The 14,974-nt window shown below is 68.2% G+C and carries 15 protein-coding genes; 8 read left to right on the top strand and 7 right to left on the bottom strand.

Features of this window, described 5'->3' with window-relative positions:
* The first annotated feature begins 10 nt into the window (after positions 1–10).
* Genes JJ685_RS24830 through JJ685_RS24815 form a run of 4 tightly spaced genes read left to right on the top strand, consistent with a single transcriptional unit; the run spans position 11 to position 3,109 of the window.
* Complete coding sequence (locus JJ685_RS24830) at positions 11–778, top strand: SURF1 family protein (protein ID WP_201677059.1); 768 nt, start codon at positions 11–13, stop codon at positions 776–778.
* On the top strand, positions 762–2,087 hold the full coding sequence (locus tag JJ685_RS24825) for an ATP-binding protein (RefSeq protein ID WP_408015498.1): 1,326 nt from the start codon (positions 762–764) through the stop codon (positions 2,085–2,087). The genes JJ685_RS24830 and JJ685_RS24825 overlap by 17 nt, the downstream gene beginning before the upstream one ends.
* On the top strand, positions 2,077–2,613 hold the full coding sequence (locus JJ685_RS24820) for a response regulator transcription factor (RefSeq protein ID WP_201677057.1): 537 nt from the start codon (positions 2,077–2,079) through the stop codon (positions 2,611–2,613). Before JJ685_RS24825 ends, JJ685_RS24820 begins: the two co-directional genes overlap by 11 nt.
* A gap of 7 nt (positions 2,614–2,620) precedes the next feature.
* Positions 2,621–3,109: a BON domain-containing protein gene (locus tag JJ685_RS24815; protein ID WP_201677056.1), complete on the top strand. Its 489-nt coding sequence runs from the start codon at positions 2,621–2,623 to the stop codon at positions 3,107–3,109.
* 590 nt (positions 3,110–3,699) lie between these two features.
* Here JJ685_RS24815 and JJ685_RS24810 read toward each other — a convergent pair.
* The 7 genes from JJ685_RS24810 to JJ685_RS24780 all read right to left on the bottom strand — a co-directional run bounded on the left by JJ685_RS24810 (position 3,700) and on the right by JJ685_RS24780 (position 9,633).
* Positions 3,700–5,010, bottom strand: a complete 1,311-nt coding sequence (locus JJ685_RS24810) for a citrate synthase (protein ID WP_201677055.1) — start codon at positions 5,008–5,010, stop codon at positions 3,700–3,702.
* 18 nt (positions 5,011–5,028) lie between these two features.
* Complete coding sequence (locus JJ685_RS24805) at positions 5,029–5,322, bottom strand: FAD assembly factor SdhE (RefSeq protein WP_201677054.1); 294 nt, start codon at positions 5,320–5,322, stop codon at positions 5,029–5,031.
* 38 nt (positions 5,323–5,360) lie between these two features.
* A complete protein-coding gene (locus tag JJ685_RS24800; RefSeq protein ID WP_201677053.1) occupies positions 5,361–6,065 on the bottom strand; it encodes a succinate dehydrogenase iron-sulfur subunit in 705 nt (234 codons plus the stop codon).
* 22 nt (positions 6,066–6,087) lie between these two features.
* Positions 6,088–7,896, bottom strand: a complete 1,809-nt coding sequence (gene sdhA, locus JJ685_RS24795; RefSeq protein WP_201677052.1) for a succinate dehydrogenase flavoprotein subunit — start codon at positions 7,894–7,896, stop codon at positions 6,088–6,090.
* 5 nt (positions 7,897–7,901) lie between these two features.
* On the bottom strand, positions 7,902–8,267 hold the full coding sequence (gene sdhD / locus JJ685_RS24790) for a succinate dehydrogenase, hydrophobic membrane anchor protein (protein WP_201677051.1): 366 nt from the start codon (positions 8,265–8,267) through the stop codon (positions 7,902–7,904).
* A 20-nt stretch (positions 8,268–8,287) separates the two neighbouring features.
* On the bottom strand, positions 8,288–8,713 hold the full coding sequence (sdhC, locus tag JJ685_RS24785) for a succinate dehydrogenase, cytochrome b556 subunit (RefSeq protein ID WP_201677050.1): 426 nt from the start codon (positions 8,711–8,713) through the stop codon (positions 8,288–8,290).
* Positions 8,714–8,856: 143 nt separating this feature from the next.
* Positions 8,857–9,633 carry a GntR family transcriptional regulator gene (locus JJ685_RS24780; protein ID WP_201677049.1) on the bottom strand — a complete coding sequence of 259 codons (777 nt, stop codon included), beginning with the start codon at positions 9,631–9,633 and terminating at the stop codon, positions 8,857–8,859.
* 178 nt (positions 9,634–9,811) lie between these two features.
* Here JJ685_RS24780 and JJ685_RS24775 point away from each other — a divergent pair, with 178 nt between their 5' ends.
* The 4 genes from JJ685_RS24775 to JJ685_RS24760 are packed head-to-tail and all read left to right on the top strand — an operon-like array spanning position 9,812 to position 14,955.
* On the top strand, positions 9,812–10,798 hold the full coding sequence (locus JJ685_RS24775) for a malate dehydrogenase (RefSeq protein ID WP_201677048.1): 987 nt from the start codon (positions 9,812–9,814) through the stop codon (positions 10,796–10,798).
* A gap of 8 nt (positions 10,799–10,806) precedes the next feature.
* Positions 10,807–11,808 (top strand): HpcH/HpaI aldolase/citrate lyase family protein, encoded by a 1,002-nt coding sequence (locus tag JJ685_RS24770; RefSeq protein ID WP_330901837.1) that lies wholly within the window; start codon positions 10,807–10,809, stop codon positions 11,806–11,808.
* Positions 11,808–12,335, top strand: coding sequence for a hypothetical protein (locus JJ685_RS24765; RefSeq protein ID WP_201677047.1), 528 nt, complete (start codon positions 11,808–11,810; stop codon positions 12,333–12,335). The genes JJ685_RS24770 and JJ685_RS24765 overlap by 1 nt, the downstream gene beginning before the upstream one ends.
* Before the next feature lie 28 nt (positions 12,336–12,363).
* On the top strand, positions 12,364–14,955 hold the full coding sequence (locus tag JJ685_RS24760; protein WP_201677046.1) for a bifunctional aconitate hydratase 2/2-methylisocitrate dehydratase: 2,592 nt from the start codon (positions 12,364–12,366) through the stop codon (positions 14,953–14,955).
* The last annotated feature ends 19 nt before the right edge of the window (positions 14,956–14,974 follow it).

Below are 14,974 nucleotides of genomic sequence, written 5' to 3'. Positions count from 1 at the left end.
GCTCCTGGCCATGGAAGCTCCCGCGCGCGGCCCGCGCTCGCTCGCGACCCTGGTGGTGGTGCTCGCCGCCGCGGCGCTGGCGTGCGCCGGCTTCGTCGCGCTCGGCGCCTGGCAGCTGCAGCGCCTGGGCTGGAAGGAGGCGCTGATCGCACAGGTGGAGAGCCAGCTGCAGGCGGCCCCCACGCCCGCGCCCGGGCCCGCGCAGTGGGCCGGGCTGCAGCCGCAGGACCAGTACCGCCGCGTCGCCGTGCGGGGCCGCTTCGACTACGCGCGCGAGCTGCTGGCCGGCGCGAGCACCGACTTCGGCGCCGGCTACTGGGTGCTCACGCCGCTGCAGACCGATGCGGGCTGGTGGCTGCTGGTCAACCGCGGCTTCGTGCCGGCCGGCCTGCGCGGGCAGGTGCCGCGCGGCGCGGCGGAGCAGGAGCTGAGCGGCCTGCTGCGCATCAGCGAACCCGGCGGCGGATTCCTGCGGGCCAACGATCCCGCCGCGGGCCGCTGGTACTCGCGCGACGTGGCCGCGATGGCCGCCGCGCAGGGGCTGGCGGGCAGCGTCGCGCCCTACTTCGTCGATGCGCAGGCGCAGCCGGGCGCCGCCCCGGGCTGGCCGCGCGCGGGCCTGACGGTGGTGCGCTTCCGCAACGACCACCTCGTGTACGCGCTCACCTGGTTCGCCCTCGCCGCGATAATGGCCGCGGCCATCGGCTACCTGCTGCTGGACGCGCGGCGCCAGCGGCGGCTCTCGCGAAGCGCATCCCTTGCTGACCCCCACCCCTGACCCGCGCAAGGCACTGGACGAGGCCGGGCGCCAGCCCGAGCGGCTGGCCGAGCGCAGGAACCTGCTGCAGCTGGTGGAGCTGCGCTGGCTCGCGGTGGCGGGCCAGCTGCTCACGATCCTGATCGTGCACGTGCTGCTGCAGGTGCGGCTGCCCCTGCGCGACATGCTCACGCTGCTGGCGCTGCTGGCGCTGTTCAACGGCGCCAGCTGGCTGCGCGCCCGGCTGCCGGTGCCGGTGGGCAATGGCGAGCTGTTCGCGGGCCTGCTGGTGGACGTGGCGGTGCTCACCGCCCAGCTCCACTACTCCGGCGGGGTGAGCAATCCCTTCGTGTTCGTGTACCTGCTGCAGGTCGCGCTGGGCTCGGTGCTGCTGCGCCCGCGCTACGTGGGGGCGCTGGTGGCCGCCACCACCCTCGGCCTTCTCGTGCTCACCTTCTGGTCGCGGCCGCTGGTGCTGGCAGGGACCGGGCCCGGGGCGCTCTCCGGCCACTACGTCGGCGGCCTGTTGGTGTGCTTCGTGCTCGACGCCTCGCTGCTGGTGATCTTCATCGGCCGCATCTCGCGCAACCTGCGCCAGCGGGACGCCACCCTCGCCAACCTGCGCCAGCGCGCCGCGGAGGAGGAGCACATCGTGCGCATGGGCCTGCTCGCCTCCGGGGCGGCGCACGAACTGGGCACGCCGCTGGCGACGATCTCGGTGATCCTCGGCGACTGGGCGCGCATGGCGCCGTTCGCCGCCGAGCCGGAACTGCGCGAGGACATCGAGGAGATGCAGCGGCAGGTCGCGCGCTGCAAGAGCATCGTGGGCGGCATCCTCACCTCGGCCGGCGAGACGCGCGGCGACGCGCCGGTGGAGACCAGCCTGTGCGCCTTCCTCGACGCCCTGGTCTCGGAGTGGAAGCGCACGCGGAACGCGGAGCTGGCCTACCAGCGCGAGGGCATGGACCTGCCCATCATCTCCGACACGGCGCTGCAGCAGATGATCGGCAACGTGCTGGACAACGCGCTGGAAGCCGCGCCGGGCGCGCCGCTGGCATTCCGGGCGCAGTGGGACGAGGACACGCTGACCTTGCGCGTGCAGGACCGCGGCCCCGGCTTCCCGCCGGACATCCTGGAGCGCCTGGGCACGCCCTACCAGTCGAGCAAGGGCACGCCGGGACGCGGCCTCGGCCTGTTCCTGTCCGTCAATGTCGCAAGGACGCTGGGGGGACGGATCGCGGCGCAGAATGTCCCCGGGGGCGCGGAGGTGACGATCACTCTGCCGCTGGACGCCCTGGCGCCGGAGAAGGAAGACACGGATGGAGCCTGAACGCGAGCTGCTGGTGGTGGAGGACGACGATGCCTTCGCCCGCACGCTGCAGCGCTCCTTCGAGCGCCGCGGCTACGCCGTGCTGCGCGCCTCCGACATCGAGCAGGCCCGGGAGATCGTCGCCTCGCGCGAGCCCGGCTACGCCGTGGTGGACCTCAAGCTGGCCGGCGGCGCCTCCGGCCTCGCCTGCGTGCAGATGCTGCACGAGCACGACCCGGAGATGCTCATCGTCGTGCTGACCGGCTACGCCAGCATCGCCACCGCGGTGGAGGCGATCAAGCTCGGCGCCCGGCACTACCTCGCCAAGCCGGCCAACACCGACGACATCGAGGCGGCCTTCGCCCGCGCGGAGGGCGACGCCGAGGTCGAACTGACCGAGCGGCAGACCTCGATCAAGACGCTGGAGTGGGAGCGCATCCACGAGACGCTCGCGGAGACCGGCTTCAACATCTCCGAGACCGCGCGGCGCCTGGGCATGCACCGGCGCACGCTGGCGCGCAAGCTGGAAAAGCAGCGGGTGAAGTGAGGCGGGCGTGGCGCGGCCCTGGGCGATCGCGTTGCTGTCGTGCACTTGCCTCGGACCGCCCGGCCTCGCGCAGGAACGCCGCAATGCCTTCGACGACCCGTTCCTGCAGGTGACGGCGGCGCTTCCCGGCTGCCCGGCGCCCCGGCCGCCCGGCTTCACCGAGGAGGAGGTGCGCAAGGAGGCGCACGTGCGGTCCCAGCACGGCACGAGCTGCTACCGCTCGGGACGCTGCCGGCTGCCGAACTCCTACCTCTACGACAAGGACATCATTCCGCGCGTGCGGCAGTACCTGCAGGCGGACGGGCGCTTCGGGGACACCAGCGTGTGGGTGCTCGGGGAGCGGCGGCTGGTGACGCTCATGGGATGCGTGCGGACGGCGCAGCAGAAAGAGGAGATCGAGCGGGCCGTACTGCTGGTGGACGACGTGATGGGGGTGGTGAACCAGTTGATCGTCGGCACGAAGGAGAAGCCCAAGTACGAGCTGGCGAAGCCGTGAGCGTCCTCCGCCGATTGGTGAAATCGCGTTGGGCGGGGAGCCCACTGGTTCAATTGGCGCGGTCAGCCGCTGGCTCGCTTTGTTGCCAGTGGACCGGACCAGGACGGGCCTGTCCGCCTCGGCGACTGTCCCCCGGCGCGGATGAGAGCCCAGGCCCGCAAGCTCGCCGCGCCCGCGCCTCCTCCTTTATGTCGCCGAGGCGGACAGGCCCGCCCTGGTCCTGCGCACTGCGTGAATCAGGCAGTTCCCCTCGCGCACCTGCTTCTGCGGGGACGGCTTGCGGCCCGCGTCAACGGAGCTGCTGCACACGCACCTGGCGCGGCGCAGGACCAGAGCGGGGCTGTCCGGCTCGGCGACATAAAGGAGGAGGCGCGGGCGCCGCGCTCACCCGGGGCGCGGTTCTCATCCGCGCCGGGGGACAGTCGCAGAGACGGACAGCCCCGTTCTGGTCCGGCAAGAAAGCCACTGCGCACTCGCGGACTCCCTCATTCGGCGGAAGTGACTCCGTCCAGCAGCCTCTCCCGGAGATCGGCGAAGAACCAAAAGAAAAAGCCCGCCGAAGCGGGCCCTTCTCATTGCGCTTCGCGCGATCAACGCTGGCTGATCGGCTTCACGTCGCGCTTGACCGATCCCGTGAACAGCTGGCGCGGGCGGCCGATCTTGTACTCGGGGTCACCGATCATCTCGTTCAGCTGGGCGATCCAGCCGACCGTGCGGGCCAGCGCGAAGATCGCGGTGAACAGGCTGACCGGGATGCCGATCGCGCGCTGCACGATGCCGGAGTAGAAGTCGACGTTCGGGTACAGCTTGCGCGACACGAAGTACTCGTCTTCCAGCGCCACCTTCTCCAGGGCCATGGCCAGCTTGAACAGCGGGTCGTTGCCCAGGCCCAGCTCGGAGAGCACCTCGTGGCAGCTCTCGCGCATCAGCTTGGCGCGCGGGTCGTAGTTCTTGTACACGCGGTGGCCGAAGCCCATCAGCTTGACGCCGGAGTTCTTGTCCTTGACCTTCTCGACGAACTCGCCGATCTTGGCCACGCCGCCCATCTTCTGGATGTCTTCCAGCATGTTGAGCGCCGCCTCGTTGGCGCCGCCGTGGGCCGGGCCCCAGAGGCAGGCCACGCCGGCCGCGATCGCCGCGAACGGGTTGGTGCCGGAGGAGCCGCACAGGCGCACCGTGGAGGTGGAGGCGTTCTGCTCGTGGTCGGCGTGCAGGATGAAGATGCGGTCCATCGCGCGCACCAGCACGTCGTTGGGCTCGTAGTCCTCGCAGGGCGTCGCGAACATCATGCGCATGAAGTTCGACGTGTACGACAGCGAGTTCTTCGGGTACATGTAGGGCTGGCCCATGGAGTACTTGTACGCCATGGCAACGAGCGTCGGCAGCTTCGCGATCAGGCGGATCGCCGAGATCTCGCGGTGCTCGGGATTGTTGATGTCCGTGCTGTCGTGATAGAAGGCCGACAGCGCGCCCACCAGGCCCGTCATCACGGCCATCGGGTGCGCGTCGCGGCGGAAGCCGCGCAGGAAGAACTGCATCTGCTCGTTGACCATCGTGTGGTTGGTCACGCGCGAGACGAAGTCCTTCTTCTGCTGCTCGTTGGGCAGTTCGCCGTACAGCAGCAGGTAGCAGGTCTCGAGGTAGTCGCACGAGGTGGCCAGCTGCTCGATCGGGTAGCCGCGGTACAGCAGTTCGCCCTTGTCGCCGTCGATGTAGGTGATCGTCGACTGGCACGACGCCGTGGACATGAAGCCCGGGTCGTAGGTGAACATGCCGGTCTGGGCGTAGAGCTTGCGGATGTCGATGACGTCCGGGCCGATGGTGCCGTGGTACACCGGCATCTCGACGCTGGGGCTGCCGTTGCTGAACGACAGAGAGGCCTTGTAGTCAGCGAGTTTCATAGTGGTTCCTGTCAGGTTTCAATGCCCACGTTCCGGTGATGCGGCCGCGGGCAGGCGCAGCATCTCCAGCACTTCCTTGATGTCCGGCCGATCCAGTGCGCCTTCCGGCTCCTTGCGCTTGAGCAGCAGGTCCAGCAGGTCGTTGTCGGCCAGGTCCATCAGCTCCCCGAGCGCCTGCGCCTGCCCAACGGTCAGGCGCGAGGCGAATCGGTCGAAGAACCTTTCGATGAAGAGGTCGTTCTCCAGCAGGCCGCGGCGGCAGCGCCACCTCAGCTTGCTCAGGCCCCGCTCATCGAGCAGCTTATCGTCCATTGTCTCTCCGGTCCGGGTGAGATGTCTTTTGACCTGCGTCAGACAGCCCGGCGGACCATCAGCTCCTTGATCTTGCCGATGGCCATGGTGGGGTTCAGGCCTTTGGGGCAGACGTCCACGCAGTTCATGATCGTGTGGCACCTGAACAGCCGGTACGGATCTTCCAGGTTGTCCAGCCGCTCGCCGGTGGCCTCGTCGCGGCTGTCGGCGATGAAGCGGTAGGCCTGCAGCAGGCCGGCGGGACCGACGAACTTGTCGGGGTTCCACCAGAAGCTGGGGCAGCTGGTGGAGCAGCTGGCGCACAGGATGCACTCGTACAGGCCGTTGAGCTCCTCGCGCTCCTCGGGCGACTGCAGGCGCTCCTTGGCGGGCGGGATCGTGTCGTTGACGAGGTAGGGCTTGATCGAGTGGTACTGCTTGAAGAACTGCGTCATGTCCACGATCAGGTCGCGGATCACCGGCAGGCCCGGCAGCGGCTTCAGGACGATCGGGTCCTTCAGCGTGCGCAGGTTGGTCAGGCAGGCCAGGCCGTTCTTCCCGTTGATGTTCATGGCGTCGGAGCCGCAGACGCCCTCGCGGCAGGAGCGGCGGTAGGCGATGGTGGGGTCCACCGCCTTGAGCTTCATCAGGGCGTCGAGCAGCATGCGCTCGTTGCCCTCGAGCTCGATCTCCACCGTCTGCATGTACGGCTTGTCGTCCTTGTCCGGGTCGTAGCGGTAGATGTGGAAGGTGCGCTTTTGCATGTCTTGAATCTCTCGAAAACTCTTAGAAGGTCCGGACCTTGGGCGGCACGGATTCCACGGACAGGGGCTTGAGCTTCACGGGCTTGTACGCCAGGCGGCTGCCTTCGCTGTACCACAGCGTGTGCTTCATCCAGTTGGCGTCGTCGCGGCCGAGCGGCGCCACCGCGTCGTCGGCCGGGCGCTCGTAGTCGCTCACCGTGTGGGCGCCGCGGCATTCCCTGCGGGCGGCCGCCGAAACCATCGTGGCCTGCGCGGCTTCGATCAGGTTCTCGACTTCCAGCGCCTCGATGCGCGCCGTGTTGAACACGCGCGACTTGTCCTTCAGGCCGATGGCGCCCACGCGCTCGCGCACCGCGGCGATCTTGCGCACGCCTTCGTCCATGCTGGCCTGCGTGCGGAACACGCCCGCGTGCGTCTGCATGGTGGAGCGGATGTCGTTGGCGACGTCCTGCGCGTACTCGCCGGTCGTGGCGTTGTCCAGGCGGTTGAGGCGCTCCATCGAACGCTCGGCGGCGTCCGCGGGCAGCGGCTTGTGCGACTTGGTCCTGCTGGCGAACTCGACGATGTGGTTGCCGGCGGCCTTGCCGAACACCAGCAGGTCCAGCAGCGAGTTGGTGCCCAGGCGGTTGGCGCCGTGCACCGACACGCAGGAGCACTCGCCCACGGCGTAGAGGCCGTTGAGCGCCTCGTTGTCGTTGCCGCCCTTCTGGAGCACGACCTGGCCGTTGATGTTGGTCGGGATGCCGCCCATCTGGTAGTGGATGGTGGGCACGACCGGGATCGGCTCGCGCGTGATGTCGACGTTGGCGAAGTTCACGCCGATCTCGTACACCGAGGGCAGGCGCTTGTGGATGGTCTCGGCGCCAAGATGGTCCAGCTTCAGCAGCACGTAGTCCTTGTTGGGGCCGCAGCCGCGGCCTTCCTTGATCTCCTGGTCCATGGAGCGGGAGACGAAGTCGCGCGGGGCGAGGTCCTTCAGCGTGGGCGCGTAGCGCTCCATGAAGCGCTCGCCGTTGCTGTTCAACAGGATGGCGCCTTCGCCGCGGCAGCCTTCGGTCAGCAGCACGCCCGCGCCGGCCACGCCGGTCGGGTGGAACTGCCAGAACTCCATGTCTTCCAGCGGGATGCCGGCGCGGGCGGCCATGCCCAGGCCGTCGCCGGTGTTGATGAAGGCGTTGGTGGAGGCCTGGAAGATGCGGCCGGCGCCGCCGGTGGCCAGCAGCACGGTCTTGGCGTGCAGCACGTGCAGGTCGCCGGTCTCCATCTCGAGCGCGGTCACGCCGACCACGTCGCCCTCGGCGTCGCGGATCAGGTCCAGCGCCATCCACTCGACGAAGAAGGCGGTGCGGGCGCGCACGTTCTGCTGGTACAGGGTGTGCAGCATGGCGTGGCCGGTGCGGTCCGCCGCGGCGCAGGCACGCTGCACCGGCTTCTCGCCGTAGTTGGCCGTGTGGCCGCCGAAGGGGCGCTGGTAGATCGTGCCGTCGGGGTTGCGGTCGAACGGCATGCCGAAGTGCTCGAGCTCGTACACGACCTTCGGCGCCTCGCGGCACATGAACTCGATCGCGTCCTGGTCGCCGAGCCAGTCGGAGCCCTTGATCGTGTCGTAGAAGTGGTAGTGCCAGTTGTCCTCGGACATGTTGCCGAGGGAGGCGCCGATGCCGCCCTGCGCCGCCACGGTGTGCGAGCGGGTCGGGAACACCTTGGACAGCACGGCCACGTTCAGGCCGGCCAGGGACAGTTGCAGGGAGGCGCGCATGCCTGATCCGCCGGCGCCGACGATGACGACGTCGAACTTGCGCGTCGTGATGTTGCTCTTGGTGTATGCCATGTTCTTCAAACCCTCCACAGGACCTGGATGGCCCAGCCGGCGCAGCCGAGCAGCCAGACGATGACGAGGATCTGCAGGACCAGGCGCATCCCCACCGGTTTCACGTAATCCATCAGCACGTCGCGCATGCCCACCCAGACGTGGTACAGCAGGGCGACGATGGTGGCGAAGGTGAGCATCTTCATCGGCTGGGGCGCGAAGATGCCGGCCCACTTGTCGTAGCCGATCTCGCCGCGGAACAGGAGCAGCTGGGCGAGCACGATGAGGGTGAACAGGGCCATCAGGACCCCGGTGACGCGCTGCGCGAGCCAGTCGCGCACGCCGTAGTGGGCACCGACGACGGTGCGGCGGGAGCCGTAGTTGACTGCCATTTGGATGGTTCCTCGGGTTCTCAGTACAGGCCGAACAGCTTCGCGCCCAGGATGACGGTGAGCACCAGGCTGGCGACCAGCGTGGCCTTGGCCGTCTTCGCGCCGTTTTGCTTGCTGACGGCGGCGTGGCTGACATCGCTCCAGATGTGGCGCAGCCCGGCGAAGAAGTGGGTCAGGTAGGCCCAGATCAGCGCCAGCGCGAGCAGCTTGAGCACGACGCCGCCCGCGCCGGTGTTGAAGGCGCTGCGGAAGCGGGCGAACGAGATCTCCGACGAGATGGACTTGTCGAAGATCCACATGATCAGCGGCAGCAGCACGAACATCAGCACGCCGCTGACGCGGTGCAGGATCGACACGATGCCCGCCACGGGGAGGCGGTACGTCGGCAGGTCCTTGAACGCGTTGATGTTGCGGAACTCAGGTCGCTTCCCGGCGGCTTCTTGCATGTGTCTGTTTCTTTCAGGATGGCGCATACGCGTGGGGAGGTAGGGAGAGGAGGAGGGCGCGGACAACCCGAAATTCTATTTCAACCGAGCAAGCTGACTCCCAGGTTGCAATTGGGGCTGTCCCGAAGGCGGGGGCGTTTGCGCTAGCTCAAGTCGTTGCGGTAATGGTGGCTGTCGGTGCGATAGAGGCCGCGGCGCAGCTCCATCGGTACGTCGTTGTACGTATAGGAAAGCCGCTCCACCGAGAGCAGCGGCGCTCCGGGCGTGAGCGCCAGCAGTGCGGCCTGCGGCCCGTCGGCGGCCACCGCGCGGATCTTCTCCTCGGCGCGCACCATGCGCACGCCGAAGGCGAGCTCGAACAGCGCGTAGGTGGGGCCCTGGTGGCCCGCCATCTGTTCCGCCGTGAGCCCCTTGAAGGCATTGCCCGGCAGCCAGATGTCTTCCAGGATGGTGGGCACGCCGCCGAAGGACAGCACGCGTCGCACCTGCACGACGGAATCGCCCGTGCGCAGCTGCAGGGTGCGCGCGACGTCGGCGCTGGCGCGCACGCGCCGGCACTCGAGCACGGCGCGCTCGGCGCGGCCTTCCTCGCGCTCGCCGGTGTCCGGCACCAGCTTGAGGAAGCGGTAGCGCACGTGCTGCTCGGCGTGCGTGGCCACGAAGGTGCCCTTGCCCTGGCGGCGCACCACCAGGTTCTCGGCGGCGAGCTCGTCGATCGCCTTGCGCACGGTGCCCTGGCTCACGCGGAAGCGCGCGGCCAGTTCCATCTCGCTCGGGATTGACTCGCCCGGCTTCCACTCGCCCGCCTGCAGGCTTTGCAGGATCAGGCCCTTGATCTGCTGGTACAGCGGGCTGAAGGCCGGCGTGGCCGGGTCGGCCGCGGGTACGGATTCGGCGGTGGACGGGATGGAGGAGGGCATGGGGGGAGGCGCCGCGGGACCGCGGCGCGTGAGCTCGAATCATATCTTATATAAGACATAAGACAAATTGACGCCCCCGGGTTTCTACGGGTAAACTCGCCGGCTGTCCCGCAGGGCAAGAGCATTCCCGCGCGCGCCCCCTCGACTCCCGTTCCATCACTTCCATTCGGAGATTTCCATGAGCAAGAAGCCCGTTCGCGTTGCCGTCACCGGAGCCGCCGGCCAGATCGGTTACGCCCTGCTGTTCCGCATCGCCTCCGGCGAGATGCTGGGCAAGGACCAGCCCGTGATCCTGCAGCTGCTGGAGATCCCCGACGAGAAGGCCCAGAAGGCCCTCAAGGGCGTGATGATGGAACTGGAGGACTGCGCCTTCCCGCTGCTGGCCGGCATGGAGGCGCACAGCGACCCCATGACCGCCTTCAAGGACACCGACTACGCCCTTCTGGTCGGCGCCCGTCCGCGCGGCCCCGGCATGGAGCGCAAGGACCTGCTGTCCGCCAACGCCCAGATCTTCACGGCCCAGGGCAAGGCGCTCGACAAGGTCGCCTCGCGCAACGTCAAGGTGCTGGTGGTCGGCAACCCCGCCAACACCAACGCCTACATCGCGATGAAGAGCGCGCCCAGCCTGCCGCGCGAGAACTTCACCGCCATGCTGCGCCTGGACCACAACCGCGCGCTGTCGCAGGTTGCCGCCAAGACCGGCACCCAGGTCAAGGACATCGAGAAGCTGACCGTGTGGGGCAACCACTCGCCCACCATGTACGCCGACTACCGCTTCGCCACCGTGAACGGCAAGCCCGTGAAGGACCTGATCAACGACCAGGTCTGGAACAAGGACACCTTCCTGCCCACCGTGGGCAAGCGCGGCGCCGCCATCATCGAGGCGCGCGGCCTGTCGTCCGCCGCTTCCGCCGCCAACGCCGCCATCGACCACATGCGCGACTGGGCCCTGGGCTCCAACGGCAAGTGGGTCACCATGGGCATCCCGTCCAACGGCGACTACGGCATCCCCAAGGACACCATGTTCGGCTTCCCCGTCACCACCAAGGACGGCAAGTACGAAGTGGTCAAGGGCCTGGAGATCGACGCCTTCTCGCAGGAGCGCATCAACCTGACGCTGAAGGAACTGCAGGAAGAGCAGCAGGGCGTCGCCCACCTGCTGTAAGCCGCCCTGTGGCCCACCCCCGCGAGATCCTCCTCGGCGCCCAGGCGCGCACCGGCACCCTGCCGGTGTGCGACCACTACAGCGGTGTCGAAGCGCGCATGCGCAAGAGCCTGCAGCTGCAGGAGGAGATGACGCGGGAGTTCGGCGCCTGCGTCTTCGACGTCACGCTCGACTGCGAGGACGGCGCGCCGGTCGGCGGCGAGGCCGAGCACGCCGCGCTGGTGGTGGAACTGGCGCTGAACGCGAAGCCGCAGGCGCGCGTCGCGGTGCGCGTGCACCCGGTGGACCATCCCGCGTTCGAAAGCGACATCGCCACGATCGCGGGGCGGGCCGGCCACCGGCTGGTGCACGTCATGCTGCCGAAGGTGGAGCGGCCCGAGGACGTCGAGCGCGCCGCGCGGGCGCTCGACGCCGCCGGCGCACGCGCGCTGCCGCTGCAGGGCCTGATCGAATCGCCCGCCGCGGTGCACCGCGCCTTCGACATCGCCGCGCATCCGCGCATCCAGTCCCTCAGCTTCGGCCTGATGGACTTCGTCTCGGCCCACGGCGGCGCGATTCCGTCGGAGGGCATGGGCGTGCAGGGCCAGTTCACGCACCCGCTGGTGGTGCGCGCCAAGCTGGAGATCTCGTCGGCCTGCCACGCCCACGGCAAAGTGCCTTCCCATGGCGTGGTCACGGAGTTCCGCGACCAACGGGCGTTCCGCGCCGCGGCGTCGCGCGCAGCCAACGAGTTCGGTTACACGCGAATGTGGAGCATCCACCCCGACCAGATCAGGTCGATCGTGGAATTGTTCGCACCCTCGAAAAACGAAATACACAAGGCGTCACAACTTCTCCGTGCCGCAGAGCAGGCCGAATGGGCGCCGATCAGCTTCGACGGCAAACTGGAGGACAGGGCGAGCTACCGCTACTACTGGCATGTGCTGGAGAGGGCACACCAGACGGGGCGGCCCCTGCCCGACGAAGCGCGCGAATGGTTCGCGCGCTCCCAGTCCAACGGAGAGATCTGATGAAGTTGCTGATTGCCTCGATCGTGACCGCCTTGTTCGCTACTGCCGCTTTCGCGCAGTCTGCACCGCAGACGGCCGACAAGGCGCAGGCGAAGAAGCCCGTACCGGTGAAGAAGGCACCCGCGCCGACGAAGCGCCAGGCCATCGAGGAGGCCACGCCCACCGAGGATTTCAACCCCGCCGACAAGCTGACCGACGCGGAACGGGCCCTCGCCAAGCAGGTGTTCGTCGGCGAGATCCAGTGCGAGCTGGGTGCCAAGGTGACGATCAAGCCGATGAAGCGCGAAGGCTATTTCTTCGTCTCGCGCGGCATCTACAAGTACGTGATGCATCCGGTGGAGAGCCGCACTGGCGCGCTCCGCCTGGAGGACCCGGCCCGCGGCGCCCTGTGGCTGCAGCTGGCCAACAAGTCCATGCTGATGAACCAGAAGGAAGGCAAGCGTCTCGCGGACGAATGCCAGAGCCCCGAGCAGGCGGACTTCGCCAAGAACATGAAGCCGGTCAACCTGCTGGAGTCGGCCAAATGACAGCCCTTTAATCGGAGAGTGAACCCCCATGTTGCAAGCCTACGTTGAACACGTTGCCGAGCGCGCCGCGCTCGGCATCCCGCCGCTGCCGCTGTCGGCGAAGCAGGCGGCCGACCTGATCGAACTGATCAAGTCGGCTCCGGCCAAGGAAGAAGCCTTCCTGCTGGACCTGCTGACCCATCGCGTGCCGCCGGGCGTGGACGACGCCGCCAAGGTCAAGGCCAGCTTCCTGGCCGCGGTTGCGCATGGGGACCTCGCCGTGGGCGCCATCGGCAAGGCGAAAGCCACCGAACTGCTCGGCACGATGGTCGGCGGCTACAACGTGAAGCCGCTGATCGACCTGCTGGACGACCCGGACGTCGCGCAGATCGCCGCCGACGGCCTGAAGAAGACCCTGCTGATGTTCGACTACTTCCACGACGTGGCGGAGAAGGCCAAGGCGGGGAACGCGTTCGCGAAGCAGGTGATCCAGTCCTGGGCCGACGCCGAGTGGTTCACCAGCCGTCCGGAAGTGCCGCAGAAGATCACGGTCACCGTGTTCAAGGTGCCCGGCGAGACCAACACCGACGACCTGTCGCCCGCCCCGGACGCCTGGTCGCGTCCCGACATCCCGCTGCACACGCTGGCGATGCTGAAGAACAGCCGCCCGGGTGCCGCCTTCAAGCCGGAAGAAGAGGGCAAGCGCGGCCCGATCCAGTTCATCGAGGACCTGAAGAAGAAGGGCCACCAGGTCGCCTACGTGGGCGACGTGGTCGGCACCGGCTCCTCGCGCAAGTCCGCCACCAACAGCGTGATCTGGGCCACCGGCCAGGACATCCCCTTCGTGCCGAACAAGCGTTTCGGCGGCGTCACGCTGGGCGGCAAGATCGCCCCGATCTTCTACAACACGCAGGAAGACTCCGGCGCGCTGCCGATCGAAGTCGACGTCTCGAACTTCGAGATGGGCGACGTGATCGACATCTTCCCCTACGAGGGCACGATCCAGAAGGACGGCCAGGTCGTCACGCGCTTCGCGCTGAAGTCCGACGTGCTGTTCGACGAAGTGCGCGCCGGCGGCCGCATCAACCTGATCATCGGCCGCTCGCTGACGGCCAACGCGCGCGCCTTCCTGGGCCTGACCGCGTCCACCACCTTCCGCCTGCCCAAGGCGCCGGTCGATTCCGGCAAGGGCTACACGCTGGCGCAGAAGATGGTCGGCCGCGCCTGCGGCCTGCCGGAAGGCAAGGGCGTGCGCCCCGGCACCTACTGCGAGCCCCGCCAGACGACCGTCGGCAGCCAGGACACCACCGGCCCGATGACCCGCGACGAGCTGAAGGACCTGGCCTGCCTGGGCTTCTCCGCCGACATGGTGATGCAGTCGTTCTGCCACACGGCGGCCTACCCGAAGCCGGTGGACGTGAAGACCCACCGCGAGCTGCCCGCCTTCATCAGCAACCGCGGCGGCGTTGCCCTGCGCCCCGGCGACGGCGTGATCCACTCCTGGCTCAACCGCCTGCTGCTGCCCGACACCGTGGGCACCGGCGGCGACAGCCACACGCGGTTCCCGATCGGCATCTCCTTCCCGGCCGGCTCCGGCCTGGTGGCCTTCGCCGCCGCCACCGGCGTGATGCCGCTGGACATGCCCGAGTCCGTGCTGGTGCGCTTCAGCGGCCAGATGCAGCCGGGCATCACGCTGCGCGACCTGGTGCACGCGATCCCCTACTTCGCCATCCAGAAGGGCCTGCTGACGGTCGCCAAGGAGGGCAAGAAGAACATCTTCTCCGGCCGCATCCTCGAGATCGAGGGCCTGCCGGACCTGAAGGTGGAACAGGCCTTCGAGCTGTCCGACGCCTCCGCCGAGCGCTCCGCCGCCGGCTGCACGGTCAAGCTGAACAAGGAGCCGGTGCAGGAGTACCTGCAGTCGAACGTCGTCCTGATGAAGAACATGATCGCCCAGGGCTACGCCGACAAGCGTTCGCTGGAGCGTCGCATCAAGGCGGTGGAAGCCTGGCTGGCCAAGCCGGACCTGCTGTCCGCCGACAAGGACGCCGAGTACGCCGCCGTGATCGAGATCGACATGAACACGATCACCGAGCCGCTGCTGTGCTGCCCCAACGACCCGGACGACGTGAAGCCGCTGTCCGTCGTGCAGAACACGAAGATCGACGAGGCCTTCATCGGTTCCTGCATGACCAACATCGGCCACTTCCGCGCGGCGTCCACGCTGCTGGAAGGCAAGCGCGACATCCCGGTGAAGCTGTGGGTGGCCCCGCCGACCAAGATGGACCAGGAGCAGCTGACCCGCGAAGGCCACTACGCCAACTTCGGCGGCGCCGGCGCGCGCACCGAGATGCCCGGCTGCTCGCTGTGCATGGGCAACCAGGCGCAGGTGAAGGAAGGCGCGACCGTCGTCTCCACCTCCACCCGCAACTTCCCGAACCGCCTGGGCAAGAACACCAACGTGTTCCTCGCTTCGGCGGAGCTGGCGGCGATCGCGTCCAAGCTGGGCCGCATCCCCACGGTGACCGAGTACCACGCCGACATGGGCGTGATCAACAAGGACGCCGGCAAGGTGTACCGCTACATGAACTTCGACCAGATCGCGGAATACGCGGAGACGGCGAAGGAAGTGACGGTCTGACCGTCGCTGCCCCATGAAA

The organism is Ramlibacter monticola (assembly GCF_016722785.1).
Lineage (GTDB): Bacteria > Pseudomonadota > Gammaproteobacteria > Burkholderiales > Burkholderiaceae_C > Ramlibacter > Ramlibacter monticola.
The sequence above is the reverse complement of the archived record's forward strand: the minus strand, read 5'-3'. Positions and strand labels throughout refer to the sequence as shown.

Coding starts and splice junctions, on each gene's coding strand:
- JJ685_RS24830 (WP_201677059.1), top strand. CDS start 11: ATGGAAGCTCCCGCGCGCGGCCCGCGCTCGCTCGCGACCCTGGTGGTG.
- JJ685_RS24820 (WP_201677057.1), top strand. CDS start 2,077: ATGGAGCCTGAACGCGAGCTGCTGGTGGTGGAGGACGACGATGCCTTC.
- JJ685_RS24810 (WP_201677055.1), bottom strand. CDS start 5,010: ATGAAACTCGCTGACTACAAGGCCTCTCTGTCGTTCAGCAACGGCAGC.
- JJ685_RS24805 (WP_201677054.1), bottom strand. CDS start 5,322: ATGGACGATAAGCTGCTCGATGAGCGGGGCCTGAGCAAGCTGAGGTGG.
- JJ685_RS24800 (WP_201677053.1), bottom strand. CDS start 6,065: ATGCAAAAGCGCACCTTCCACATCTACCGCTACGACCCGGACAAGGAC.
- sdhA (WP_201677052.1), bottom strand. CDS start 7,896: ATGGCATACACCAAGAGCAACATCACGACGCGCAAGTTCGACGTCGTC.
- sdhD (WP_201677051.1), bottom strand. CDS start 8,267: ATGGCAGTCAACTACGGCTCCCGCCGCACCGTCGTCGGTGCCCACTAC.
- sdhC (WP_201677050.1), bottom strand. CDS start 8,713: ATGCAAGAAGCCGCCGGGAAGCGACCTGAGTTCCGCAACATCAACGCG.
- JJ685_RS24780 (WP_201677049.1), bottom strand. CDS start 9,633: ATGCCCTCCTCCATCCCGTCCACCGCCGAATCCGTACCCGCGGCCGAC.
- JJ685_RS24775 (WP_201677048.1), top strand. CDS start 9,812: ATGAGCAAGAAGCCCGTTCGCGTTGCCGTCACCGGAGCCGCCGGCCAG.
- JJ685_RS24765 (WP_201677047.1), top strand. CDS start 11,808: ATGAAGTTGCTGATTGCCTCGATCGTGACCGCCTTGTTCGCTACTGCC.
- JJ685_RS24760 (WP_201677046.1), top strand. CDS start 12,364: ATGTTGCAAGCCTACGTTGAACACGTTGCCGAGCGCGCCGCGCTCGGC.